Source organism: Staphylospora marina (assembly GCF_003856495.1).
In the GTDB taxonomy this organism is placed as follows: domain Bacteria; phylum Bacillota; class Bacilli; order Thermoactinomycetales; family Thermoactinomycetaceae; genus Staphylospora; species Staphylospora marina.
Genome location: NZ_CP034118.1, coordinates 1562445 through 1588877 on the forward strand (window position 1 = coordinate 1562445; position 26433 = coordinate 1588877).

The 26433-nt window shown below is 58.1% G+C and carries 27 protein-coding genes; all 27 read right to left on the reverse strand.

The window, feature by feature from the left end:
• Positions 1-81: 81 nt before the first annotated feature.
• Positions 82-2460, reverse strand: a complete 2379-nt coding sequence (gene helD / locus EG886_RS07805) for an RNA polymerase recycling motor HelD (protein ID WP_124727610.1) — start codon at positions 2458-2460, stop codon at positions 82-84.
• Between the two features lie 198 nt (positions 2461-2658).
• Positions 2659-5016, reverse strand: a complete 2358-nt coding sequence (locus EG886_RS07810; RefSeq protein ID WP_124727611.1) for a hypothetical protein — start codon at positions 5014-5016, stop codon at positions 2659-2661.
• Positions 5017-5132: 116 nt separating this feature from the next.
• Positions 5133-5822 carry an HAD family hydrolase gene (locus EG886_RS07815; RefSeq protein ID WP_124727612.1) on the reverse strand — a complete coding sequence of 230 codons (690 nt, stop codon included), beginning with the start codon at positions 5820-5822 and terminating at the stop codon, positions 5133-5135.
• A 63-nt stretch (positions 5823-5885) separates the two neighbouring features.
• A complete protein-coding gene (locus EG886_RS07820; protein WP_124727613.1) occupies positions 5886-6248 on the reverse strand; it encodes a YraN family protein in 363 nt (120 codons plus the stop codon).
• A complete protein-coding gene (locus EG886_RS07825; protein ID WP_277423811.1) occupies positions 6245-7063 on the reverse strand; it encodes a ribonuclease HII in 819 nt (272 codons plus the stop codon). The genes EG886_RS07820 and EG886_RS07825 overlap by 4 nt, the downstream gene beginning before the upstream one ends.
• Entirely contained in the window at positions 7035-7934 is a 900-nt protein-coding gene (gene ylqF / locus EG886_RS07830; protein WP_124727615.1) for a ribosome biogenesis GTPase YlqF, read from the reverse strand. The genes EG886_RS07825 and ylqF overlap by 29 nt, the downstream gene beginning before the upstream one ends.
• 154 nt (positions 7935-8088) lie before the next feature.
• Positions 8089-8634: a signal peptidase I gene (lepB, locus tag EG886_RS07835; protein ID WP_124727616.1), complete on the reverse strand. Its 546-nt coding sequence runs from the start codon at positions 8632-8634 to the stop codon at positions 8089-8091.
• A gap of 95 nt (positions 8635-8729) precedes the next feature.
• Positions 8730-9077: a 50S ribosomal protein L19 gene (rplS, locus tag EG886_RS07840; RefSeq protein ID WP_124727617.1), complete on the reverse strand. Its 348-nt coding sequence runs from the start codon at positions 9075-9077 to the stop codon at positions 8730-8732.
• Positions 9078-9182: 105 nt separating this feature from the next.
• On the reverse strand, positions 9183-9926 hold the full coding sequence (trmD, locus tag EG886_RS07845; RefSeq protein ID WP_124728719.1) for a tRNA (guanosine(37)-N1)-methyltransferase TrmD: 744 nt from the start codon (positions 9924-9926) through the stop codon (positions 9183-9185).
• Positions 9927-9937: 11 nt separating this feature from the next.
• Positions 9938-10471: a ribosome maturation factor RimM gene (gene rimM, locus EG886_RS07850; RefSeq protein ID WP_124727618.1), complete on the reverse strand. Its 534-nt coding sequence runs from the start codon at positions 10469-10471 to the stop codon at positions 9938-9940.
• Between the two features lie 20 nt (positions 10472-10491).
• Positions 10492-10719 carry a KH domain-containing protein gene (locus EG886_RS07855; protein ID WP_124727619.1) on the reverse strand — a complete coding sequence of 76 codons (228 nt, stop codon included), beginning with the start codon at positions 10717-10719 and terminating at the stop codon, positions 10492-10494.
• Between the two features lie 33 nt (positions 10720-10752).
• Positions 10753-11028, reverse strand: coding sequence for a 30S ribosomal protein S16 (gene rpsP / locus EG886_RS07860; RefSeq protein ID WP_124727620.1), 276 nt, complete (start codon positions 11026-11028; stop codon positions 10753-10755).
• 30 nt (positions 11029-11058) lie between these two features.
• Positions 11059-12402, reverse strand: a complete 1344-nt coding sequence (gene ffh, locus EG886_RS07865; protein WP_124727621.1) for a signal recognition particle protein — start codon at positions 12400-12402, stop codon at positions 11059-11061.
• 25 nt (positions 12403-12427) lie between these two features.
• Complete coding sequence (gene ylxM, locus EG886_RS07870) at positions 12428-12760, reverse strand: YlxM family DNA-binding protein (RefSeq protein ID WP_124727622.1); 333 nt, start codon at positions 12758-12760, stop codon at positions 12428-12430.
• Between the two features lie 126 nt (positions 12761-12886).
• Complete coding sequence (ftsY, locus tag EG886_RS07875; RefSeq protein WP_124727623.1) at positions 12887-13879, reverse strand: signal recognition particle-docking protein FtsY; 993 nt, start codon at positions 13877-13879, stop codon at positions 12887-12889.
• On the reverse strand, positions 13880-17482 hold the full coding sequence (smc, locus tag EG886_RS07880; protein ID WP_124727624.1) for a chromosome segregation protein SMC: 3603 nt from the start codon (positions 17480-17482) through the stop codon (positions 13880-13882).
• A gap of 332 nt (positions 17483-17814) precedes the next feature.
• Entirely contained in the window at positions 17815-18153 is a 339-nt protein-coding gene (locus EG886_RS07885) for a tRNA-binding protein (RefSeq protein ID WP_124727625.1), read from the reverse strand.
• Positions 18154-18296: 143 nt separating this feature from the next.
• The gene (locus EG886_RS07890) at positions 18297-18788 is read right to left on the reverse strand and encodes a DinB family protein (RefSeq protein ID WP_124727626.1); all 492 of its coding nucleotides are present in this window, start codon (positions 18786-18788) and stop codon (positions 18297-18299) included.
• 88 nt (positions 18789-18876) lie between these two features.
• Positions 18877-20139 (reverse strand): MFS transporter, encoded by a 1263-nt coding sequence (locus EG886_RS07895; protein WP_124727627.1) that lies wholly within the window; start codon positions 20137-20139, stop codon positions 18877-18879.
• Between the two features lie 41 nt (positions 20140-20180).
• The gene (locus tag EG886_RS14045) at positions 20181-21353 is read right to left on the reverse strand and encodes a winged helix-turn-helix domain-containing protein (RefSeq protein ID WP_277423812.1); all 1173 of its coding nucleotides are present in this window, start codon (positions 21351-21353) and stop codon (positions 20181-20183) included.
• A gap of 26 nt (positions 21354-21379) precedes the next feature.
• The gene (locus EG886_RS07905; protein ID WP_124727629.1) at positions 21380-21991 is read right to left on the reverse strand and encodes a non-canonical purine NTP pyrophosphatase; all 612 of its coding nucleotides are present in this window, start codon (positions 21989-21991) and stop codon (positions 21380-21382) included.
• Entirely contained in the window at positions 21975-22205 is a 231-nt protein-coding gene (locus EG886_RS07910) for a hypothetical protein (protein ID WP_124727630.1), read from the reverse strand. The genes EG886_RS07905 and EG886_RS07910 overlap by 17 nt, the downstream gene beginning before the upstream one ends.
• A 141-nt stretch (positions 22206-22346) precedes the next feature.
• Positions 22347-23003, reverse strand: coding sequence for a ribonuclease III (gene rnc / locus EG886_RS07915; RefSeq protein ID WP_241154434.1), 657 nt, complete (start codon positions 23001-23003; stop codon positions 22347-22349).
• A 52-nt stretch (positions 23004-23055) separates the two neighbouring features.
• Positions 23056-24300, reverse strand: a complete 1245-nt coding sequence (gene fabF / locus EG886_RS07920; protein WP_124727632.1) for a beta-ketoacyl-ACP synthase II — start codon at positions 24298-24300, stop codon at positions 23056-23058.
• Positions 24301-24414: 114 nt separating this feature from the next.
• Positions 24415-24651, reverse strand: coding sequence for an acyl carrier protein (locus tag EG886_RS07925; RefSeq protein ID WP_124727633.1), 237 nt, complete (start codon positions 24649-24651; stop codon positions 24415-24417).
• A 72-nt stretch (positions 24652-24723) separates the two neighbouring features.
• Entirely contained in the window at positions 24724-25467 is a 744-nt protein-coding gene (gene fabG, locus EG886_RS07930; RefSeq protein ID WP_124727634.1) for a 3-oxoacyl-[acyl-carrier-protein] reductase, read from the reverse strand.
• 17 nt (positions 25468-25484) lie between these two features.
• A complete protein-coding gene (fabD, locus tag EG886_RS07935; RefSeq protein WP_124727635.1) occupies positions 25485-26432 on the reverse strand; it encodes an ACP S-malonyltransferase in 948 nt (315 codons plus the stop codon).
• Position 26433 lies beyond the last annotated feature (1 nt).

Here is a 26433-nt window from a genome sequence, read left to right on the forward strand (position 1 = left end):
TCCGGGATGCTTGCATGAAAAAAACGGCCGGATCCGGAAGAACACATTCCGGACCGACCGCTATCGGAATCGGCGGATCGTTCAGGATTGCGCCGGAAGCTCTTTTACGGAGCCGCCGACTTCCTCCACATCCACCAGATCCCGCGGAACCCCTTTCACAAACGGGTTCGGTTCTCCGGGACAAAACAGGTGAAGCTCATGCATGGCCCGGGTGCAGGTGGTGTAAAACAGCTTCCGGTCCCTTTCTTCGCCGTACGCTTTCCTGGAAGCATCCCACACGATGACGGCATCAAATTCGATCCCTTTGGCCAGATAGGAGGGGATGACGAGAGCCCCTTTGTCAAAAGATGCCGTCTCTGCGGTGATCCGTTTGACGGGAATTCTTTCCCGCAGCGCTTCGCAGGCCTCATGGCATTCCCGGGCCGTTTTGCAAATGACCGCCACTGTTCCGTGCCCTGCCGCCAAGAGCTCCCGGATCCGGCCGGCCACCAGGTCCGGAAGCGATGAACGTTCTTTCAGGACCGTCAGTTTCGGCTTGGCGCCTTCCCGGTTGAACGGCTCGATGTTCTCACCGTCCGGGATCAGTTTGCGGGTGAACTCCACGATGGGACGGGTGGAGCGATAGCTTTTGCTGAGCACGAATGTTTCCACCGAATCCTCATTGAACAGCCGGGGAAGAGCGGCGAAGATGTCCTGTTCCGCGGAGTGGGCGAAAATGGCTTGGTTGAAATCCCCCAGCACCGTGATTCGGGCCCGCGGATACAGCCGGCGGATGAACGCGAACTGAAACGGGGAATAATCCTGAGCTTCGTCGATCAACACGTGCCGGATGGTGTTGTCGATTTCCGTTCCTTCAATGCGCTCCGTCAGGTACAAAAACGGGGTGGCATCCTCGGCGGACAAAAAGCGGTTATCCAGTCGCTTCAGCGTCTCCCGGCAAATGTCCGCCCAATGTTCGGGCAGCTCGCCTCCGTCGGTCAGCCGGGCGGCCCGCCGTGGTGACTCAAACAGTCGTCGGTACACCTTGAGCGTGTCCACGAAGCGAAGATTCCTCACCTGGCGGCGCACCGGTTTCATCGCCCGACTGACGACAATGTCCGCCAGAACGTCACGCTGACGCAGGTAGCCGTCCCGTCCGGCGGATTTCTCCTGAGACCGAAGGCGCCGATCCCCTTTCAGGTATGTTTCCGCATCGAGGTATTGGATCTCTTCATCCACCCAATCTTTCTTCTTCTCCTCCTCCGCCCGTTCATCCAATTTGGCGAGGATCCACTCCGCCAATTGACGGATCCGGTTTTCCAGCCTGGTTTCAGGGGCGGTCACGCGGAACTGCTTCAGGATCTCCGCGGCCGTCACGATCGACTCTTCCCGGAAGCGGACATCCCGGAAAACCAACCCTTCCCTGCCCAACTCTTCAAGATAACGGTCCAACAGCTTCATGAACGCGGGGGAAGCCTTGTACCGAATGGCGGCGATCCGCGTCTTGTTCTTCTCTCCGTCGCTTGTCAGCACTTCTTCCATCTGGGCGAGCGGATCTTCCAGCCGATACTTGTCTCCCAATCTCTGTTCCAGCAGCTCCCGGAACGTCAGCTGCTTCGTGTTTTCTTCGCCCAACTCGGGAAGCACCGTACTGATGTAAGCGTTGAACATCGGGTTGGGGGAGAACAGCACGATCTGATCGGCCGTGAGACTTCCCCGATACCGGTACAACAGCCACGCCACCCGTTGCAAGGCGGTGGATGTCTTGCCGCTGCCGGCCGCTCCCTGAACGATGAGCAGACGGGCCCGCTCGCTGCGGATGATCCGGTTCTGTTCTTTCTGGATGGTGGACACGATGTTTTTCATCCGGACATCCGACTGCCGGCCCAGCACTTCCTGCAACAGTTCATCCCCGATCGTCACGCCGGTGTCAAACAGGCTGACGATCTTGCCGGAGCGGATCACATACTGCCGTTTCAACTTCAACTCCCCGCTCACCGTACCGCCCGGCGTCGTGAAACTCACCGGACCGGGCGCGGCGTCGTAATACAGGCTGGAGATGGGAGCTCTCCAATCATACACGAGAAATTCGTCGGTTTCTTCGTCGCGGAAGGAAGAGATGCCCAAATAGATCCGTTCCGTTTCCGTTTCGCCGCTTTCCCGGAAATCAATGCGGCCGAACCAGGGAGAGCGCTTCATCCTGGACAAAACATTCCTTTCCTTGTCCGCGCTTCGGAATCCCCTCTCCCTTTCGGCCAACACTTCGGCCTGCTGCTTGATGCTGGCGGCGGTCTCCAGCGCATCGTCCGGATCCTCCAGGTTGACGGTCACGTCATCCCAGAAATGACGCCGAATGTCGACGATTTCTTCCTTGAGCCCTCCCGCTCTTCGCTCCAGTTCGGCCATGCGCTCCCCGATTTTCCGGGTGACTTCGTCCACCCTTTGCTGTTCCTTTTCCCATTCCTCTCGTGTCACGCTCATGTTCCGTCCTCCTCGATTTTTTGCGAATCAATCCTTGACAACAAAACCCGAAAGTGATAGTATATAATTGGGTATATTTTATTTATTGTTAGTTCTTCTGATTGCACACTTCAGGATATCACATTTTTTCTCGCATTGCAATTTCCGTGAACAACAACCCCCGGGCAACGGAGAATCCGTTCGTCGCCCGGGGTTTTTTCATGTGCACCACCATTTGTTGCTCCGCCACACCAACCATGCCGTCCGCCTGTCGGGTGAAAAACGGATGTTCGTCTCGCCTCCGTCTCCGAACAGATTGGGGGAGCGAAGTTCGAACCGGCATCCGTACGGATTGACAAGCCGGATCGTTTGCCCTTCCACGATCCCGTCCGGGAGTGCACCGTCCCCCGAATCACGGATTTTCGGCCCGAACATCCATGTTCCCCCCGGCGCCTTCAGCAGCAAATCCTCCCATGTCAGCGTCCATCCCGCACACGTGGCTTCGGTCTTTGAAGACAGATCGGAACGGATTCCGCAAAGACGTCCGTTCAGGGCGCATCCTTTTTCCGGTCGCGGAGGCGTCTGGAAAAACCGGACGTCCGGAGAGCGGGTGACGGAAACGTCTTCGATGACCAGATCGCTCCATGTTCCGCCGCTTCCTTCCATGACAAAAGATGCCAGCCGATCCGCGTCCACTCCCCGAACCGTGAGTCGTCTCCCCCTGCCTCCCGCGGAAAACAGGGCCGACCGACAATGGCGGAAGCTTGCTCTCTCCAGGACAATCCTTGCAGCCGGGTCCGTTTCCTTGATCGGAGCGGGGGTCCACATCATGACGCCCCGTCTCAGTCCTTCCGCCTTCAGGTCCCGGATCCTCACCTCACTGCGAACCGGCAGGCAGCGAACGGCTCCGTTGTCCCGCGTTGTTGGACACTCCTCTCCCGTTCCGCACCATGCCCGGAATCCCCGCACAACGGCTCCCCGGACGGGGGCCTTGAACCAGACTCCGTACCCGTAACAGACGGGACTTGCCGGATCCACCATCCGTTGCCACTCGCAGTCCAGTATGCGAATGTTGTGGTGGGTCAGCTTCAACGGATCGCTGACCCCCTGACATTCCAGCACAAACCCGGAGGAACGGCATTGCAGCGCCTTGCAGCTTTTCACCGTCAAGTCCGAGCACCATCCGTTGTGACACAGGAGAAAGGACGGAAACCGGTCCTCATGAGTCACCACGTTTTCCACCCGCGCATCAAACGTCCCTTCCAGATCGATGGTGTGACGCATGGCGATGCCGATTCCGTCACGGATCACCACGCCGCAGACGCCTCCGTAGCACTGGATGCCGTACCCCTGTCCCGATCCGATCACCTGGGGGTGTTCCACCTGAAAATGTTCCACCCGCACATGCATCGCTTTGCGCAAAAATACACCGGCCATTGCCCCGCGGCTCCAGTGAAACCCTTTCAGCGTGAAGTCGCGCATTCCTTCGACGTGGATTCCGAAGCCCCTCCTGGAGCCCTCCTTCAAGCGGCAACGCAGGTTGTGAATGCTGACGCGTTCCAGCGGCCACACTTTGCAGACGTTGTTGCCGACGGGGGAAGGCTGTTTCGGCAACCGGACAAACCCGGCCAATACCAGCACCGTGGCGGCATCCCGGAAACCGGCGTGACGGAATCTCGCCTCCCGGACTTCCCCGTCAAGCGAACGGCCCCCCACACAGATCCAGGCCCGCACGGCTCCGTTCGGCGCTTGCACGTTTGCCCGTTCCAGCCTCGCCCACTCCCCGGTTCCCCGCTCGGCCACGAGGATTCTGCCCAGCTCCCTGCCGGTGCGGCTCAGCCAGATGAGGGAAAGCTCCCCGCGAACGGACGGTCCTCCCTTGAAGCAAGCGGTCAGACAATAAAATCGTTGCGGTGTCACCTTCACTTCCTGCCACAGAAAAACCGGATCACCGCCTGCCGGTACCCGGATGCATTGGCACTTTTCCCGTTGATCCATGAAACACCGAACCCCGTCTCCTCCGGCAACCGCCCACGCATCGGCCACCCCGTCGCCGTTCGAATCGGTGTTGAGCTCCGCCCCGGACAAGCATTCCGGATGCATCGGAAAGAGGGTTTCCACCTCATGAACTTCCGTGTTCACGTCCTTCATTCCGTCTTTTTCACGCACCGTGTCATCCGTGAGCACAATCATGTCACCGGGGCCGATGTCATCCGGACGCGTCCGAAGCACCAGCCGCCGGTCATGACGAGCGGCCGGTTCCGACAGCGAATGCCGTTGCCGGGAAACGCGTCCCTCATACTTGATGATGTGATCCGGATCGGTCCCAACGGATTCAATGGTCGCGCTTCCCTCGAACCGCAGATGGATCGCTTTGCGGATCGTGATGTTTTGCGCCTCGTACCAACCGTCCGGCACCACCAGCGTATCCCCGTCCCGAAGTTCTTCGATCGCCCGGAGGAACCTGCCCGTGTCATCCGTTTCACCGGGCAAACGGGGAAACGCATCGAGCCGGACGGTTCGGGGAATCCGGCGAGCACCGTCCGGATTTGTTCCGGAGAATCGTCCGCTGTTCATCGCTCCATCCCCCGCTCTCACTCATGATTCGGGCTGATGCTGCCATGATATGCGAAATCGGGGGCAGATGCCCGGCATTTCCGTTCACCGGACACAGGCCCCCGATTCATGCGGATTCATCCCAATGGATTCAAAACAGCGACAAGCTCCGGCAAGCGTCGAATGACCGGACAGGAAACCCGCGTTTCCATGATGCCGAGCGGATCATACAGCACACCGCGAATGCCGGCGACACGCGCTCCCAAGATGTCGGCCGCGTAGATGTCCCCGACGTGGACGGCTTCGTCAGGACGGATTCTCAGCTTCCGACATGCCACGTGAAAGATCCGGGGATCCGGTTTGCGAACTCCCGTTTTTCCCGAATCGACCACGGCATCGATCCAGCGGTGCATCCTGAGCTTTTCGAGGGCGCGCTCCAGGCTGCCGTCCCAGTTGGAAACGACCGCCACGTTCAGGCCGGCCCGTTTCAGCCGTTGAAGCAGCCAAATCGCCCCCGGTTCCGGACGAAGCTTCTTCGGCAACTTGCGGGCGGTGATCGAAAGCGCCCATGCCTTCGCCTCCGTATCCGGAATGCCGGCCGCTTTCAATCCGATCCGCAGATTGTCCGTGAATGAAGCCTTTTTCCCCTGAAGACGGGTTTGCTGAAAATGGAGTTCCATCGCCCGGGCTCCTTCGGACCAAGCCAGCGGACGTGCGGCCAATTTGGGAGCAAACAGCCGGCAGGCGTGGCGAAGCAAATCCTCTTTGGACACTCCGTACGAACGGATGAGGGTGTGACCGGCGTCAAAAAATACGGCCCGAATCATGTCAGCCTCCCGCGGTTTGTCTTTCGGTATTCACCGGATTTCCGGCTTTTTCCCGATCTATACTCAAAATGCCCCGGGAATGTGCTCCACGTGCAACACTTCGAGATTCCGATCAACCCGTACAGACACGACGTCAAAACGGACGGGCCGGTCATGCAGCCGGTGCATCTGCAAATACTGAGCCGCCAGGCGTCGGACTTTTCGCTGCTTGTTCAGGTCCACGGACTGGAATCCGTGTCCGAAACGGTCTCCGCCGGTAGTCCGGACCTCCACGAAGACCAGCGTGTCTCCGTCGACGGCCACGAGATCCAACTCTCCCAATCGGGAGGACCAGTTTCTGTCCAGAATATTCAGTCCTTTTCGGCTGAGGAATCGGGCGGCCGCTTCTTCTCCCGCCCGCCCCGTCGCTTTCCGGCGGTCCGTCATTCACGGTCTCCTCCTTCGACGATCGGCAGGGACAACTGAACGCTTTCCAGTTCGCGGACCGGCGCGAAGCTTCGCCGATGGATCGGAGTGATCCCGTACCGCTTGAGTGCTTCCAGATGGTCGGGCGTGCCGTATCCCTTGTGCCGATCAAAACCGTATTCCGGGTATTGCCGGGCCGCATGATCCATCCATTCGTCGCGGACGGTCTTGGCGACGACCGACGCCGCGGCGATGGAATGGCTGAGCGCGTCCCCCTTGATGATTCCCTGTTGGGGAAACGGAATGTCGGGAATGGTCACGGCATCGGCCAACACCGCATCCGGCGCCGGATCCAATCCAGACAAAGCCATGCGCATGGCCATGTACGTGGCTTGCAAAATATTGACCCGGTCGATCGTTTGAGCATCCACCATGCCGACTCCGACGGCAAGCGCCTCCCGCTCGATCCTCTCCCGCAGTTCGGCTCTCTCCGCCGGGCTCAATTGTTTGGAATCGTTGAGACCCTCCGGATCGAAATCCTCCGGCAAGATGACGGCCGCCGCCACCACCGGTCCGGCCAACGGTCCCCGGCCGGCCTCATCCACGCCGGCAATCCGGACACAGCCTTTTGCTCGCCACTCCCGTTCATGTTTCCACATGAGATCCAGGCGTTCCCGTTCCTTCCGTTCGCGCTCCCTTGCGCGAAGCCACGCCTGCGCGAGCTTGCGAACCCCGGCGCGCGAATCCTCCAGGAGTTTTCTCACCGCTTCTTCGGAAACGTCCGGCTGACGGATCCATGCGCGGATTTCATTGATCGTTCCCGTGTTCCGCTCCACTTGCTTCCCCTCCGCCATCCGTCCAGTCTTCCGGCAGTTCCAGGGAAATCCGGCCGATCCGTCCCGAGCGAATCTCCCGGACGATCAGCTCGGCGGCTTTCTCCACATCCACTTCACCGCCGCGCACCAGACAGCCCCTCTTCCGGCCGATCTCCTCGAGCAACGTTTCCGGTGATGTCGCGGAATCTTTCAGCTTGAACCGCTCTTCCAGCATGCGCGGATATCGCTTTTTCAAAAACGACAATATGTACAAGGCGACATCATACAGCGGCAGGATTTCTTCCTTGATGGCACCGCTGGCGGCCAGTCGGAAGCCCACTTCCGGATCTTCAAACTTGGGCCACAAAATGCCGGGAGTGTCGAGCAGTTCCATTGATTGTCCGACGCGAATCCATTGCTGGGCGCGCGTCACCCCCGGACGGTCTCCGGTCACGGCCGCGCTGCGTCCCGCCAAGCGATTGATCAGGGAGGACTTGCCGACATTGGGAATGCCGATCACCATCGCCCGAAACTTCCGGGATTGAATCCCTTTGCTCCGCCTCTTCTCGAACAAGGGTTGAAGCACCCGCTCACAGGCGGGAACGATGCGGGAAACCCCTTTTCCCGTCTGGGCATCCACCGGAAGCACTTCCAGTCCCCGCTCCCTGAAATGGCGAATCCACGTTTCATTCGCCCGTTCGTCGGCCAAATCGCACTTGGTGAGAAGAATCAATCGCCGTTTTCCGCCCACGATCTGATCCATCATCGGGTTCCGGCTGGACAGGGGAAGGCGCGCGTCCAGCAATTCGAACACGATATCCACCAGTTTCAGCTTTTCTTCCACTTGCCGTCGGGCCTTGGCCATGTGGCCCGGAAACCATTGGATTGTCATGAAACCATTCCTCCGCTCCGGCATCGAAAAAATCTGTCCAACAAGGAGAAAAGAGCTTGCCTGACCCGTCCCCGGAATCCAATAGGCGCCTTTGTAAGCGCCGCTGCTGCCGGACTGGAGTCATGCAAACCCTTTCGTGGCCCGTGAGCATGGGTCACCACAACAGCTTCAGATCCTTGAGCGGCCAGTAGATGAGCTCGGCTCGTCCCACGATCCGGTCTATCTTGACAGGTCCGAATTCACGGCTGTCATAGCTTTCCGGACGGTTGTCCCCCAAGACGAACACCTCTCCCGGTTTGACGGTCCATTGCCGGAAATCCTTGGTGCGAATGTCTTCGGGGATGTACGGTTCGGACAAGGGTTCGCCGTTGATGAGCAACGAGTTGTTCTTGGCCTCCACCGTTTCTCCGGGAAGAGCGATCACTCTCTTGATGTAATCCCTGCCTTCGGCCGACTGGAAGACCACCACTTCACCGCGCTCGGGTTCCCGGAACTTGTAAATCAGCTTGTTCACCAACACAAGATTTCCGGTGTACATCGTCCGTTCCATGGACGGTCCCGAAACATTGAACGGTTCAAACACGAACAGGCGAAGGAGGACGGCCAGAATCACGGCAATCAGGAAAGCATGAATCCATTCTCGCGATTTGACTTGCTTTTGTCGCCGCATGCGTTCAGATCGGGGGGGGAAACTGCTCATGGGATCCTCCTCGAACGGGAATCGGTCAGATTCCGTTACAGCGGATGCGACAAAAGGGCTTGTGTGACCAAGCCCTTCGGATCGCACCATATGGCTTATCTGTGAATTTCCTTGATGCGGGCAGCCTTGCCGCTGCGTTTGCGCAGGTAGAACAGCTTCGCACGGCGCACTTTACCGCGGCGGATCACTTCGATCTTGTCAATCCGCGGGGAATGCAACGGGAAAGTCCGTTCCACGCCCACACCATAGGAAACCTTGCGGACAGTGAAGGTTTCGGAGATTCCGCCTCCGCGACGCTGGATCACCACGCCTTCGAAAACCTGGATCCGTTCACGTTGTCCCTCTTTCACCTTCACGTGCACGCGGACGGTGTCCCCTGCACGGAACCGGGGCAGATCATTGCGGAGTTGTTCTTGGGTCACTTCACGAATGATGTGATGCATCCCTGGTACCCTCCTTTCGGGAGAAAATGTGGGTTGTTCCCGTTTTCCTTCCGTTCCCGTCAATTGGACGGGAAATATTGTAACACACGGTCTGATTGAAAACAATCATCCGTCCGGTTCACCCGAACCCAACTTCCGCAGAAACTCCCGATCCTCGTCCGACAGGGGAGCGTTCTCCAACAAGTCGGGCCTTCGCTCCCACGTGCGCCGAAGCGACTCCTGCCGGCGCCAGCGTTCAATCTTCGCATGGTGCCCGGACAGCAGGATGTCGGGAACTTTCCATCCCCGGAAATCGACGGGTCGGGTGTATTGCGGATATTCAAGGAGACTCGTGGAAAACGAGTCATCCACCGCCGAAGATTGGTTGCCGAGCACGCCGGGAATCAACCGGCTGACACTGTCAACGACCACCATGGCGGGCAATTCTCCACCGGTCAACACGTAATCCCCGATGGATATTTCCCCGGTGGCGAGATGCGTGCGGATGCGCTCGTCAAATCCTTCATAATGGCCGCAAATCAGCACAAGATGATCATGTTGGGCCAGTTCCTCTGCTTTTTTCTGCGTGAACGGTTCCCCTTGCGGGGACATCAGCAGAATCGGAGGTTTTTTCGGAAGATCTTTCAGCAGATCCTCCACGGCGGCAAAAATGGGCTCAGGTTTGAGCACCATCCCCCCGCCTCCTCCGTAAGGAGTGTCATCCACCGTGCGGTGCCGGTCGGTCGCATAATCCCTGAAGTTGACGAGTCTGGTTTCGATCAGACCCTTCTCACGGGCTTTGCGGATGATGCTGGACTCCATAAAGCCGACAAACATCTCCGGAAACAGGGTGAGGATATCGAAGCGGATCCGGGAAGCGGTCATTCGCCGAGTCCCTCCATCCACTCGATGCGCACCAGCCGGCCTTCCACGTCGACTTCCTTGACGATCTCGCCGATGTAGGGGATGAGGATGTCCTTTCCGCGCTCCGCGGGACGCACCACCCAGACATCATTGGCAGGAAACCGCAAAATCTCCTTCACGGTTCCCACCTCTTCGCCGTCCGTTTTCACGACCCGGCAACCGATGATCTGGTAATGGTAGAACTCTCCCTCCTCCTCATTGAGCGGCACCGCTTCCTCCCGGGGAACCACCAGCCAACTCCCTTTGTAAGGTTCGGCGTCATTGATGTTTCCCCATTCGCGGAACTTGACGAGCAAGGCTGATTTGTGCGGTCGGCTTCGCTCCACGGTGAGCGGCAAGGGCGAAGGAAGGGACGGATGACGGAGCAACAGGCGGCTTCCCGGCGCAAACCGGATTTCCGGAAAGTCGGTGTCCGGCAGGACGCGGACTTCCCCGCGAATTCCATGCGTACCGACCATCCGGGCCACTTTCAGGTATTCAGCCTGACTCATGCCCAGTCCCCTTTCTTCCGTCAGGTCATCTCCAGACGGACCTGGCGGTTTTCCTTCCAGGCGGCCGCTCCGACCACCGTGCGGATGGCCTTGATGAAGCGACCGTTTTTGCCGATGACCTTGCCCTTGTCACCGGGAGCCACCGTCACTTCAAAGATGACCGTGTCTCCCTGCACCCGTTCGCGGACGCTCACCCGTTCGGGATCTTCCACCAGCGACCGGACGATGTATTCAACCAGATCCTTCATATGCGTAAAGCCTCCGGCCATGAAATGAGAACGTCACTTCTTGCCGTATTTTTGCTCGTGCACTTTTTGCAGGATGCCCGTCTCGCGGAACAGCTTGCGCACGACATCGGAAGCTTGTGCACCGTTGCCCAGCCATTTCAGCGCTTTTTCCTCGTCGATTTTGACGGTGGCCGGATCGGTGAGCGGGTTGTAGTAACCGATCTCATCGATGAAACGACCGTCGCGCGGGGAACGGGCATCAGCCACCACCACACGGTAGAACGGAGCTTTTTTCGCACCCATTCTTTTCAGACGAATTTTCACTGCCATGAACGATTCACCTCCCGGGCGAAATATCTATCACATGAATGGAAAACGGAAACCGCGTTTCTTTTTGCCGCCTTTGGTCAGCTGCTGCAGGTGTTTCATCATCTTCTTCATGTCTTCGAACTGTTTGAGCAAGCGGTTCACGTCCTGAACGGCCGTACCGCTTCCGTTTGCGATGCGGCGGCGACGGCTGGCGTTGATGATCTCCGGACGTTCCCGTTCTTCCGGCGTCATCGAGCGGATGATCGCTTCCACACGGGCAAACTGTTTCTCGTCCACCTTGAGATCTTTCATGCCCTTGAGTTTTCCGGCTCCCGGCAACATGGTCAACATGTCCTCAAGCGGTCCCATCTTGCGAACCTGCTGCATCTGCTGCAAGAAATCTTCCAGCGTGAACGAAAGGGTTCGCATTTTCCGCTGAAGCTCTTTCGCTTTCTCTTCGTCGACCGCGGCCTGTGCCTTTTCGATCAGGGTGAGCACATCGCCCATGCCGAGGATCCGGGACGCCATCCGGTCCGGATAAAACGGCTCGAGGGCGTCGGTCTTTTCGCCCATCCCGACAAATTTGATCGGACAGTTCGTGACGGATTTGACGGACAGCGCCGCACCCCCGCGGGTGTCACCGTCCAACTTGGTCAGCACCACACCGGTGATGCCGAGAAGGTTGTTGAAGCTCTCCGCCACGTTGACCGCGTCCTGTCCGGTCATCGCGTCGACGACCAGCAGGATCTCGTCGGGTTGGACCGCATCCTTGATCCTGCGCAGCTCCTCCATCATCGCTTCGTCGATGTGAAGGCGTCCGGCGGTGTCGATGATTACGTAGTCAAATCCTTCTTCACCGGCTTTCCGGACCCCCTCTTCGGCGATCCGCACCGGGTCTGCCTGATCCCCCAGCGAAAAAACCGGCACGTTCAGATCCGACCCCAAAATCTCCAGCTGGCGGATCGCCGCCGGCCGGTAGACGTCGGCCGCCACCAGCAGGGAACGACGATTCTGCTTTTGGAGATATCGGGCCAGTTTCCCGGTCGTGGTCGTTTTCCCCGCTCCCTGAAGACCGACCATCATGATCCGGGTCGGCGGCCGTTTGGCCCGGGCGAGGTCACTCCGCTGTCCGCCCATCAGGCGGGTGAGTTCCTCGTTGACCACCTTGATCACTTGCTGACCGGGAGTCAGGCTCTGAAGCACTTCCTGCCCGACCGCCCGCTCCTTGACACTGTCGATGAAGCTCTTGACCACCTTGAAGTTGACATCGGCTTCAAGGAGGGCCAGGCGCACTTCGCGCATCGCTTCCTTCACGTCGGCTTCGGTCACTTTTCCCTTGCCGCGAAGCTTTTTCATGACCGCCTGCAAACGTTCGGACAAACCTTCAAACGCCATTGGGCGCACCTCCTCACACGGCGGTTTAATCGAGATCGGCCAACCGGCGGACCAGCGGGCCGACGGCGTCGCGCGCTTCCGGATGCCGGTTCAGCCGGCTCTCGATTTCTTCGGCCAGCTTTTGCCGCATGAGATGTTTCCGCAGGAGTCCCAGCTTCTCTTCCAGGTCGCCGAGGGTGGTCTGCGCGCGCTTGAGCGCCTCAAACACCGCTTGGCGCGAAACGCCCTGATGTTCGGCGATCTCGCCGAGCGACCAGTCTTCATGGTAGTACAATTCCAGCAGGGCGCGCTGCTTTTCGGTCAGAAGCGAGCCGTAGAAGTCGTAGAGCAGATTCAATTCCGTGGTTTTTTCCAACACGGAAATCACCTCGGACATGCGCCGTCAAGGCGCCAGCCTTTACAGATACTAACTATATCGGAGCGCGGACACGGTGTCAATGTTTTTTGCTTGATATCCAAAATGACGAAATGTTCGGCGTCTTCTTCAGTTCGCCGCCGTCTCTTCCTCTTCCAGCCAATCTTTGAACAGCGCGTGCAGGAACTGTTCCCCGTCGAAGTTCTGGAGATCATCCGGTTTTTCTCCCAGACCGACCAGTTTCACCGGAATGCCCAATTCCCGGCTGATGGCGATCACGATGCCGCCCTTCGCCGTGCCGTCGAGCTTGGTGAGGACGATCCCGGTCACCTCGGTCGCCTCGCCGAACTGTTTCGCCTGCACCATCGCATTTTGTCCGGTGGTGGCGTCCAGCACCAACAAGGTCTCATGCGGCGCGTCCGGAAGTTCCCTGCGGATGACCCGGTGCACCTTTTTCAGTTCTTCCATCAGATTGACCTTGTTTTGCAGGCGCCCCGCCGTGTCGCACAGCAAGATGTCCGCTTTGCGCGCCCGGGCCGCCTGAATGCCGTCGTAGATGACGGCGGCGGGATCCGCTCCCGCCTGATGCTTGATGACATCGACGCCGGCCCGCTGTCCCCAGGTTTCCAGTTGCTCGATGGCTCCTGCCCGGAAAGTGTCTCCCGCGGCCAGAACCACTTTCTTTCCTTCGTTTTTGTAGCGGTGGGCCAATTTGCCGATGGTGGTGGTTTTGCCCACTCCGTTCACTCCGACGAACAGGAAGACGGTGAGTCCGTCCGGATTTTCGCGAAGCCGGGTTGCTTCCGGCGCGGTCGGGAGCATTTCGCCGACCAACTCCATCAGCACCGGCTTGAGTTCCGCGGGATCCTTGATTTTTCGTTCCTTGACCTCCCGGCGGAGTCGATCGGTCAGTTCCATGGTGGTCTGCACGCCGACGTCCGCACCGATCAGGATTTCTTCCAGTTCCTCATAAAGTTCCTCGTCGATCCGGCTGCGGGAGAACAGATCGGTGATGGCTCCCACGAATGAGGAGCTGGTCTTGCCCAGTCCGCTGACGAACTTTTGCGTGACCGACGATTTTTTTCCGGTCATTTTTTCCTTGAGCCGGCTGAAAAAACTCATTCATCCAACCCCCTGTTCCTTCGTTGCCGCCGCTTCCCTGACACCATCATACTCTTCCAACTTCACCGACACCAGCTTCGACACCCCCGACTCCTGCATGGTAATTCCATACAGCACGTCGGCGCCCTCCATCGTGTGCTTGCGGTGGGTGATGACGATGAACTGCGTCTTGTTCTTGAACTGCTTCATGTAGCGGGTGAACCTGGTGAGGTTGGCTTCATCCAGCGCCGCATCCACTTCGTCCAACACGCAGAACGGAACGGGTTTGATGCAGAGCACGGCAAAGAGCAGGGCAAGCGCGGCCAGAGCGCGTTCTCCTCCGGACAACAGATTGAGATTCTGCAATTTTTTGCCCGGAGGCTGGGCGACGATTTCCAGTCCGGTTTCCAGCAGATTGTCCGGATCGGTCAGCTGCAGATCGGCCCGGCCCCCTCCGAACATCTGCACGAACACGTGCTGGAATTCGGTGCGGATCAGTTCGAAGGCCTCGAGGAACCGTCGACCCATTTCTTCTTCAAGCTGGCTGATGATCTCATACAGCTTTTGCTTGGCTTCCAACAAATCGGCTTCCTGGGTCTTCAGGAATTCCAGCCGCTCCGAAATTCGTGCATGTTCTTCGATCGCACCGAGGTTCACTTCTCCCAGCGAAGTGATGCGTGATTTGAGGGAACGGACCTGTTTTTCCGCGGCGGCCGGATCTTCCGGTACGCCGTATTCCCGCTCCGCACGCTCGAAACTGGTTTCATATTCTTCGGCCAGCTTCTGGAGCAGGTGATTCAGTTCCACATCCAGTCTTCCCGATTTCACGTCCCGCTCATGGAGAAGTGCTTCCTGTTTGCGGTATTTGGACTGCAGGGAGCGAATTTCTTTCTCCCTCAGTTCCCGCTCGGCCGAGAGTGACTCCCGCCGATTCCGCGTTTCCGCCAAACTTTCCTGCACCTTCTCTTTGCTTTCGCGAAGTTGCCGGACCCGGTCATCCAAGCCGGAGATCTCCGTCTCACCCGTTTCCCGGATGTGCTCCAGTTGTTCCAGTTCCCGGCTCGCTTCGCGCCATTGCCGGTCCAGACGCTCCAGCTCCCGGCCGATGCGGCGGAGATTTTCCTCCAGATGGGCGACTTCCTGCCCCAGTCCGGACACCTTCACTTTGCAATCCGTATACCGGTGCGTGGCTTCCTCACGCTCGGTGGAATGACGCCGCTCCGTTTCCCGGGCACGGCGCACCGCTTCTTCCGCGACCGCTTTTTCCTCACCGAGCCGCTCCAGGTCCCGGTCCAACCCGGAGAGTCGATGCTGAATCGCTTCGCGGGACCCGGCCGTTTCCTCCCGTTCGCGAATCAGCCTCTCCGCTTCGGTGCGGAGCGCCTCGAGACGCATCGACGTTTCCCGTTTTGCGCCGAGAAGCTCCTGTTCCCGGGCCCTCCGCTCCTCTCCCTGGTTCCGGAGCGCTTCCCACCGCCGCTCGAGATCGGTCCTGCGGCTTTTGAGCTCCCGCAAGGTTTGTTCGGTTCCGGACACCGACGCTTCAGCCTCGCGGATTTTCGCTTCCAGCTCCTCCAGCTGTCTCGTCCTGCCCAACAGTTGGGTTCGGTTGCTCTGACGGCTTCCGCCGGTCATCGATCCCCCGGGGTTGACCACATCTCCGTCCAGCGTGACGATCCGGTACCGGTATCCCAATTCACGGGCCATGCGATTGGCCTGTTCCAACGTGCGTGTCACCAACACCATCCCGAGCAAATGCTGTGCCAGGTGGCGGTACCTCAATTCCGTCTTCACCAGATCGGACGCCACTCCGACAAATCCGTCAATCCCGCCGGCTCTTCGCAGCTCATGTTCCGGAAGGCTGCGCGGTCGGATCACGTCGAGCGGCAAAAACGTCGCCCTGCCCAACCGTTTTTCTTTCAGATAGGCGATTCCCGAACGGGCCGTTGCCTCGTTCTCGGCGACGAGATGTTGCATCGCCCCGCCCAACGCGGTCTCCATCGCGGCTTCGTATTCGGCGGGAACCTGGATCAGTTGGGCGACCGCGCCGTGAATCCCGGCGAGCGATGATTGCCCGCGATCCCGGGCTTTGAGGATTTCGCGGACCCCTTGCAAAAATCCCTGGTGATCCGCCTCCATCTCGCGCAACAATTCCCATTGGGAGCGGAGCCTGTGCAGCCATTGCTCTTCTTTTCGCAAACGGCCGGAAGTCTCTTTTTCCTCTTCCTCCAAGGCGCTTTTTTGAGCGGCGAGAGCGCGGAGCTTCTCCGTGGCCTCCAATTTGGCTTGTTCAATGTCCGAAAGCGCCCCGGCGATGGTTTGTTGTTCTTCTTCCAGCGGAACCCGTTCTTCCGCGATCCGCGCTTCCCTTTCCGCGAACGACTCCAGCTTTCGGGTCAACTCTTCCAGCTGTGCGGCCAGATACTGACGTTCACTTTCCAGGGAAGCCATCCGGTTGCCCAGCTTTTGCAGCTTGTCCATCGACTCGGCGAGCGAGATCTCTCCGTCCGCGGCGAGATCGGACAATTGCTCCTCGATCCGGCGAAGGTCTTCCATGGCCGCATCCAGTTCCGTCCGTTTTTGTTCCAGCCGCTCGACAAGCTCCCGTTCTTCCCGGACCAATCGGTCCTGCTGTTCTTTGAGTTCCGCGATCCGGCGCTGGATCTGCTCTTTGGAGCGATCCCGGTTCGTGAGCCTCTCCAGCCACACTTCGCGTTGTCCTTCCGCTTTCTCCAGCTCTTCGCTGACCGACAACAACTCGCCCTGGATTTCTTCCCAAACCTTTTCCTGCCGATGAAGCTCCGCCTTCAGCTCCTCGAGAGCGGCTTCCCGGGTGCTGATCTCGGCGGCGAGCGTCACCTGTTCTTCCTTCAAGCGTTTCACTTCCTGGACCGTATCCTGCCATCCCTGATGAACGGTCCGGATTTTATGTACGTACAGTCCCACTTCGACCTGTTTGAGCTGTTCCTTGAGCTCCTTGTACTTTCGGGCTTTTTCGGCCTGCTCCCGCAGAGGCTCTTCCTGCCCTTCCAGCTCGTGAATCAGGTCGTGAATCCGGGACAGATTCTGTTCGGTGTTGTCCAGCTTTTTTTCCGCTTCTTTTTTGCGCGATTTGTATTTCACGATGCCGGCCGCTTCTTCGAAGATCGCCCGGCGATCCTCCGATTTGGAGCTGAGGATTTCGTCGATCCGTCCTTGTCCGATCATCGAGTAAGCGTCTTTTCCGATCCCGGTGTCCATGAACAGCTCATGAATGTCCTTCAACCGGCAAGGTTGTTTGTTCAGGAAATATTCGCTCTCCCCGGACCGGTACACGCGACGGGTGACCGTCACCTCGGCAAAGTCCAGCGGAAGTCTTCGTTCGGTGTTGTCAAAGGTCATCGACACTTCGCAGAAACCGACCGGCTTGCGGGTGTCACTCCCGGCAAAAATCACGTCTTCCATCTTGTTGCCGCGCAACGATTTGGCGCTCTGCTCACCGAGCACCCAACGAATGCCGTCCGTCACGTTGCTTTTTCCGCTTCCGTTCGGTCCCACCACGGCGGTGATGCCGGGAACGAACTCCAGTTCGGTGCGGTCGGCAAATGATTTGAATCCTTGCATTTCCAATCGTTTCAGATACATGGCTCTCCCTCCTTTCAACAGGCGCAACTGATATATTTTAACACAAATCAACGAATTCCGGGGATGATCCCGGGAAGGTCCCATCCCGCAAAAAGCCTGATGACATGCACCGAAAAGATCCGGCATCACACGTTTTCGTCGGCAAAAAAAAGCTGTTGACCGCCCGTCAACAGCGAGCTAACCCCCCCGAACCCGCCGGATGACGGTTCCTTCCCCGCACAAACGGGTTCCAATCCCTACACGGACGGAACCTCCCCGGTTTCAGGACGAACGTTTTGCGTCGAACAAGCATCAACCGCATGATTCATCCGGCGGGGGGCAAAATGATCCTGTCAGTACACCCTTGATCCCAGAGGCGCGTCGTGATCGGTGCCGAGCAACGACACACCTCCCTCGCATGAATCCACGCCCATGACCAATACTTGCGATTCAAACCCGGCGATGCGTTTGGGAGGAAAGTTGACCACGCAAATGACGCGTTTTCCCTCCAGATCCTCCGGGCGATACAGGGCGGTGATTTGCGCACTGCTGGTTTTCACCCCGATTTCCGGACCGAGATCGATCCACAGTTTGTATGCGGGTTTGCGGGCCTTTTCGTTGGGTTCCACCCGAACGATCTTGCCGACTCGCATATCCACTTTGAGAAACTCTTCAAATGTCAGCGTGTTCATCTGTTTCACCCCGTATATCGTGAAAAAAGCGGCGATTGAATCCGTGAATGACGTTCCGTTGCCTGACGCACACCATGGGAAGGGAACATCCTTGCCGTGCCCCGCAAGATCCTGCCGTCGGATGTTCCGCGAAAAACGGTCTTTCAACCCGTCCTGCTTTGAAGTGAAATCCCCATCCCTTTCACCATTTGCCGAATGGAACCGAGATGGTAGGCCGAATGGGCCAGACATCCCAGCACCCCGTTGGCCAGTGACGGGGTCCACGCAATCTCTTCGGCCAAATGGTTCATGAGTTCCCCGTACTCCCGGCGCAACTCTTCCACCAGCCGCTTCCATTCCTCTTCATCGGAGATCCGGACCTTCCAACTGAGGGACCAGTCCACCTCCGGTTTTTCCCCGCGAAGAAAGGCATTGCCCACTCCCAGATAATACGCGACATGATGGACATGGGCACAGAGAGGAGCTCCGCCACCCGGCGTGGGTTCCATCGCTTGTTCGGCGGAGACGTTTTCCAGTGTGCCAAACAGTCCGGACCCCGGTTTGGACTCGGTGTACCAGCTTCCCCCTTCCGGAGGTGGGCCGTCAAACGTTTCCTTGAGCAGAATCTTCAGTGCATCGAGCAAATGACGTTCCACGATGTTCCCGTTCCTCCCTGAAACAAGAATGCTCCGAACAAGGATACACGTTCTTTTTACAACCGGTTTTTCCTTCTTTGCGGTTTCCTCAGTCGGCTGTCACGTTCTCCTTCCATGATTCCACGGTTGCCGGGTCCGGTTTCTTCCAGAGTCTGTTCCGAAGCAGGATTCCCGTCATCCCGACGGTGAACACGGCAACACCGACCAAGGCGTAAACCGGCCTCACTCCCAATCCTTTGACCAGCCAACTTCCGGCCATCGGTCCGATGATCAACAAGACATTGGCAAGCGAACTTTGAATGCCGAATACCCGCCCGACGGAATCCTTTTCCGTCTCCCGCTGCAGCACCGTCTGAAAAGTGACGAGAAACGCCCCGATGCCCACACCGGAGATGAAACCGATGACAAAGCCCGAAAAAACCGGGGTTGCCGGTGTAAGCAGGCTCAACATCCCGAACCCGGAACCAATCACGGCGAGACCGCCGCCCAACAGCCATCCGGCTTGAATTCGTTCGGCACGTTGAACGGACAAGGCGCCGAGAACCCCGCCCGCGCCGACCATGGAGATGATCCACCCCATCATTTGCGGGGATTCGGGAAAGAGCTCCCGGAACAGGACGGGAAACTGAGAATCCACCATCTGGACAACAAATATTCCCAATGCCCAGAATGCAAGCGTGCTCAGAAGCATCCGATTCTTCCTGACCACCCGCCAACCTTCCGTCCAATCGCTCCAGGCCGTTTTTTCCCGCCGGGTCGCCGGTTCCGTCTCAGCCGTTGCTTCCGGGTCGCGAAGTCCGGTGAGCAGACTTGCCGATGCCAGATTGGTGAGGCCCTTGACCAGCAGGCAAATTTGCGGCGTCACCACCGTGATCAGCATGGCTCCCAGAAAGGGAGAGGCGATCTTGGCCGCCTGATCTGCCAGACCGTTCCAGGTCATCGCCTGCCCCAGCTGTTCATGCGGCACGATTCGCTTGGTGAGCGCCTGCTGGGCGGGATAAAAAACGACGGAAAACGCGGAACGGATCAAGAGGAGTGCCAACAACCAGAAGACGTTTGGCGCCAGCATCATGAGAAAGGTGACACCGGCGGTGCACAAGTCGGCCGCGATCATGATTTTCCGGCGATCAAACCGGTCAGCCAACACTCCCGCCCAACTTCCGAGAAGGACCCCCGGCAAGGCATACATCACCGGCACCAGGCCGACCAGAACCGGATCCGCCTTCCAGACGTACCCGATCAGCACGGCAACCGCAAAAACGTCGAGGTACGTTCCGAACATGGCGATGGAAACCGCCGCGTACAAGCGGACAAAAGCCCGGTTCTTCCACAGGGAACCGCTCTTCTTCATTGTCTCCAACTCCCACACCTCCCACCGTTCTTTTCCTCAGATTACCGCGGGATTGTCAGAGAAATATCAGACAGGAGGCGACGGATCACTGATTCCATCCGGTCCTTGTACCTGGGCGCTTCACATTCTTCCAGAAGTTCCTGTCGCCGACGATTCAGCGGAACCGCCAGACACTCCAACACCCCCAGCCTGGCACGGAGCTTTCCGAAACGGTTAAGGAAATGGAGCCGGTTCAGAAACATGCGGGTTGCGTCCATGATCTCCCAGTCTCGCATCACCAAAGATTTTCCGGCCGCTTCCTGTCCCCGTGCGGCGAAAAGCAACCCGCGATACAGATGAAGCATGGCCGATTCTCTCCGAAACCGGTGATCCAGCATTTCTTCCGCCCTGTTCAGTGACGCTTCGGCCTTGCAAAGCTTTCCCCGCAACAATCGCGCATGGGCTTCGGTGAATCGCAAACTGACTCGCAAACAGTGATCGGGATCCTTGCCGATGCGTTTTTTGGCAACCACCAGCCGTCTTTCCGCTTCTTCCGATTGACCGGAGTCAAGCAGGCATTCGATCAGGGTGAACCAACGCATTTCTTCGGCATGAAACCCTCCAAGAAGGTTTTTCGACAGTGCTTCCTCCAGGAAACGGATGGTCCGTTCCGGACGCTCCAGGATCATCTGATAAAAATAACACAGATAAAACATTCGCTCTTTCGCCGGAATGTCTTCCGTTTCCACAAACCAGCGGAGATTTCCCCGGGATGCATGGAAAAAACAGCGTTGAGAAACGAGCAAACGAAACCCCAACACGTCTTGGTGTCCGGCGAGGATCTCGAGGGAATCGCCACGACCGTGTTCGGCATAACGGCTCCAAAGACCGAGCAATGTTTCCTCCACCTGCTCATCGATCGAAACGGACGTGGACTCGGGCGGTGACGGAACCGTCAACCTGTAACCCACTCCGCGCACCGTCTCAATGCGAAACGGACCGTTGATTTGTTTCAGTTTTTTTCTCAGGCGAAACACATGGTCATCCACGGTCCGGTCCACGGGGTTTTCCATCGTCCACACTTGATCCAGCAATTGTGCCCGCGAAAATGTCCGCCCGGGATGCCTGGCCAGGAACTCCAGAAGCGCATATTCTTTCGGCAGAAACACCTGCCTCCGGTTTTTCCAGACAAGGGCCCGTTCATGCGGCAGCCAGTTCAGTTCATGGAGACTCACCGTCATCCCTCCGGAAGGGGCTTGAATCATCCGAAAACGTCCTCATCCCGGATCCATCGGATGAACGCCGGGAGCCAGATCGTTTCCATGGCATCGGCAGCATCATGATCGAAGATCACCGCGCTCATGGGAAATCCGGGGATCATGTTCCGAACGGGCTCCGTGGAGAAGCGGAATTCCCGAAGGACCCGGCGCGTGAATTCCCGCCCGTCTCTAACCACCGCCCAGGCGGTCACGAACCGACCCGTTCGTTTTTCCGGCGGGATCCCTTTCGTTTTCCTGAGAAAATGCACCAACCACTCTTCATCTCCCACATCATCGGGCAATTCCCCGTTCCATCTCCGGACCATCACTCCCGGTCTTCCGCCGAGTGCATCGATTTCCATTCCCGAATCCGCCGCAAAAACGGGAAGATCCGTCAGGCCTGCATACGCACGTGCCTTGATGAGGGCATTTTCCTCCGGGCTGAAGCCGTCTTCCCTGATGTCGGGCACGGAAATTCCCGACTCACGCGGTGACACCCCCGAATATCCGACGCTGGCGAGAAGATTCCGCATGACATCCTGCTTGCCCGGATTTCCGGTTGCAATCATCACCCGGCGAGCCTGTTCTTTCGAAGCATCACGTCGCTGATCCATCGCCGTCTCCCGTGGGTCCCGGTTCTTTGTTTTCCGCTTTTGTTTCCTCTTTCCCGCGTTCGATGCGGAGTTGACGCAACTCCCCGCGAATCTCTTCGAGGGCTGTTGTCATTCTTCTGAGAAGAAGCAGGGCGATGATCACCGCGACGATGGGAAACAGAAAGGCCGCCATCGAAAACACTTGAAACAGATGCTCAGCGGCGATTTTCAGCATCCTCATCCCTCCAACCATGTGTATTCCCGGCCGGAAAAGGTCAACCTTCTTCTTCTTCCATTCCCCGCAATCCCGAAAGTGAATCGCATTTGCCGGATCCCCGAAAAAGCAAAAATACCACCGCTTTCGATCGGTGGTCATTCATTTCAGATCTTGAATTTTGAGCGCTTCCGCGGCGGCCATTTGTTCCGCTTCTTTTTTGGACCGCCCCGAACCCCTGCCGAGCGGTCGACCGTCGAGAAGCACTTCCGCCACAAAATGACGGTCGTGCGCAGGCCCTTGCACGTCGACAATCCGATACTGGAGCTGTCCGAGGTGAAGGTGTTGAACCCGCTCCTGCAATTGGCTTTTGGCATCGGTCACCCCGCCGAGCAACCTGTCATCCAACTTCGGAAAGACGAAGTTCCCCAGAAATTCACGGACCCCGTCCAGCCCCTTCTCAAGAAACAGCGCTCCCACAAACGCTTCAAAGACATCCGCCAAAAGCGACGGACGGTTTCTTCCGCCGGTCAACTCTTCCCCCTTGCCGACGCGCACGTATTTGCCGAAATCGAGCTCTCTGGCAAAACCGGCCAAGGACGACTCGCACACGATGCGGGCGCGTGTGCGAGTCAGTTCTCCCTCGCTCATCCCCGGAAAATGGCGGTAGAGATACTCGGAGACCGCCAGCTCGAGAACGGCGTCTCCGAGAAACTCCAGCCTCTCGTTGTCCGGATGTCCTTTTCCGTTTTTCCGTTCATGAGAAAAGGAAGAGTGAGTGAATGCCTGAAGAAACAGACCGTGGTTGGTCAGCTTCATGCCGACCGTCCGTTCCAGTTCAGCCAAATCCCAACGGGATGCTCCCGCCACTTCAAGATTCCTCCCAAGCTTTGAAAGCAATGGTCGCGTTGTGGCCGCCGAAGCCGAGAGAGTTGGACAGAGCCGCGCGAACCGTCGCTTTCCGTGCTTCGTTGGGCACATAATCCAGATCGCATTCGGGATCCGGATTTTCGTAGTTGATGGTCGGCGGGATGATGCCTTCCTTGATGGTCATGGCAGTCGCCACGGCTTCCACTCCGCCTGCGGCTCCCAGCAGGTGACCGATCATCGACTTGTTGGAGCTGATGGCGAGTTTCCGTGCATGATCACCGAACGCGGTCTTGATGGCCATCGTCTCGAACTTGTCATTCAGTTCGGTCGAAGTGCCGTGAGCGTTGATGTAATCCACTTCATCCGGAGAAAGTCCCGCATCTTTCATGGCCATCATCATCGCCCGGGCCGCTCCCTCACCATCCGGGCTGGGACTGGTCAGGTGGTAGGCATCGGCGGTCATGCCGTATCCGACCACCTCGGCGATGATCGGCGCTCCACGCTTCACGGCGTGTTCCAGCGTTTCCATCACCAGAACCCCGCAACCTTCCCCCATCACAAACCCGTTGCGGTCCCGGTCAAACGGACGGCTGGCCTTTTCCGGTTCATCATTCCGGTTGGAAAGCGCTCCCATGGAAGAGAAGCCGGCAAACGCCATCGGCATGATGGTGGATTCCGTTCCGCCGGCGATCATCACATCCGCATCCCCGCGTTGCAGGATTTTGAACGCGTCGCCGATGCAATGAGTGCCGGTGGCACAGGCCGAGACGGCGCAACTGTTCGGACCTTTCGCCCCGATGTGCATGGAAACAACCCCGGATGCCATATTGGCGATCATCATCGGAATGAAGAACGGACTCACCCGACGCGGACCACGGGAAAGAAGCATTTTGTGCTGTTCCTCGAAGGTGCCGAGCCCTCCGATGCCGGAGCCGATGTAGACACCGACACGGGTTTTGTCCACTTGTTCCATGTCCAGTCCGGCGTTCTGAACGGCCATTTTGGCGGTGCTGACGGCAAACTGGACAAAGCGGTCCATTCGGCGTGCCTCTTTTTTGTCTATATAATCCAGCGGGTCGAAGCCTTTCACTTCGGCCGCGATTCTTACGGAAAATTCGGAGGCGTCGAAGCGCGTGATCGGCCCCGCACCCGATTTACCCTGTACAAGATGATTCCAAAACGTCTGAAGATCGTTGCCGATCGGGGAGATGACACCAAGACCGGTGATGACGACGCGTTTTTTCATGTGGTCCACCGCCTTTCCGCGATCAAAGCTGCGACTTTGTCCCCATCCGGAGAGATGTGCATAAAGTCCCGCAAAAATTCACGGGACTTTATTGCATTAAGTATGGATGATCACTCACTGACGGTTTTTCTCGATGTAATTGATCACATCACCGACCGTCGTGATTTTCGCAGCCTCATCATCTTCAATGCTCAGTTCGAACTCTTCTTCAAGTTCCATGATGAGATCCACGACGTCGAGGGAGTCGGCCCCCAGGTCATCCTTGATGGAAGCCTCCAACGTCACTTCGGACGGATCCACATTCAACCGATCCACAATGATCTTCTTCACACGTTCCAACGTATCTGCCATCTGTTTCACCTCCCTTCCGTATTATAAGGGAACACCAGCCCCCAATCAAACCCATCTTGATCGATAAAAACGTCACGGCATGACCATGCCGCCGTCCACGTGCAGGGTTTGACCCGTGATGTAGGATGCCGCGTCGGAAGCCAGGAATTTGACCGCTTCCGCCACGTCCCGAACCGTGCCCGCGCGTCCGAGGGGAACGAGTTCGAGCATTTGCTTGCTGACCGCTTCATCCAGCGCCGCCGTCATGTCGGTCTCGATGTATCCGGGGGCAATGGCGTTGACGGTGATGCCTCTTCCGGCCAATTCCCGGGCGGTCGTTTTGGTCAGTCCGATCACCCCTGCTTTGGCTGCCACATAGTTCGCCTGACCCGGATTGCCCATCACGCCCACCACGGAGCTGATGTTGATGATCCGCCCGCCGCGTTGTTTCATCATCGGACGGGTCACGGCTTTGGTGCAGAGAAACACGCCCTTGAGGTTCGTGTTGATCACCTGATCCCATTCTTCTTCCTTCATGCGCATCAGCAGGTTGTCCCGGGTGATGCCGGCATTGTTGACGAGGATGTCAATCCGGCCGAACCGTTCAAGTACCTGTTTCATCGCGGCCTCCACCCGGGCCGAATCGGAGACGTCCACCTGCAAGGCAACTCCCTTTCGCCCCGCTTTTTGGATGCCGGCCACCGTTTCTTCGGCCGCTTGATGATTGCCGGCGAAAAACACCGCCACATCCGCCCCGGCTTCCGCCAGCGCGAGAGCGATGGCCCGTCCGATACCCCGGGATCCTCCGGTGACCACCGCTGTCTTTCCGCTCAGCATCTGCGTGATCGCTCCCTTCACCCCAGTGATTTCAATTCTTCGACCGCTTTGGCGAGCGAAGCGGAATCCTGGATGTTCAGCGTCTTCACCTTGCGGTCCACTTTCTTCACCAGACCGGAGAGCACCGTGCCCGCACCGATCTCGATGAACAGGTCCACCCCTTCATTCAACATGAAGCGAACACTGTCCTCCCAGCGGACCGGCGAAGCCACTTGCTCAACCAGCAAACGGCGAATCTCTCCCGCCTCCGTCACGGCCCGTGCCGTCACGTTGGACACCACCGGCGAATCCGCATCCCGGATGTCAATCCCGGAAAGAACCTTTTCCAGACGATCTGCCGCCGGCTTCATCAGCGAGGAATGAAACGGACCGCTGACTGGAAGGGGGACCACCCGGCGCGCTCCTGCTTCCCGCGCTTTTTCTCCCGCTTCTTCCACCGCTTTGGCATGTCCGGAAATGACAATCTGACCCGGGCAGTTGTAATTGGCCGGTTCCACCACATGTCCTTCCCGGCTGACGGAAGCGCACACTTCGTCCAATTTGTCACGGTCCAGATTGAGCACGGCCGACATGGCCCCCACTCCGGCCGACACCGCTTCTTCCATATACATGCCGCGCTTTCTGACCGTGGCCACCGCATCCTTGAACGTCAGCGCTCCCGTCGCCACCAACGCGCTGTATTCGCCCAGGCTGTGGCCGGCCACGAAGTCGGGACGGATGTGAACTTCATCCGTCAGTGCCCTCCACAGTGCAATGCTGGTGGTGAGGATGGCCGGTTGGGTGTTGGCCGTCAAACGTAGCTCTTCCTCGGGACCGCCGAAGCAAAGACCGGAAAGGGAAACGCCCAGCACCCGATCCGCTTCCTCAAACACCTCCCGCGCCGAAGAGCTGAAGGCTGCGATCTCTTTTCCCATGCCGACCTGTTGGGATCCTTGCCCCGGAAAAATGAACGCGATCTTGCCCATC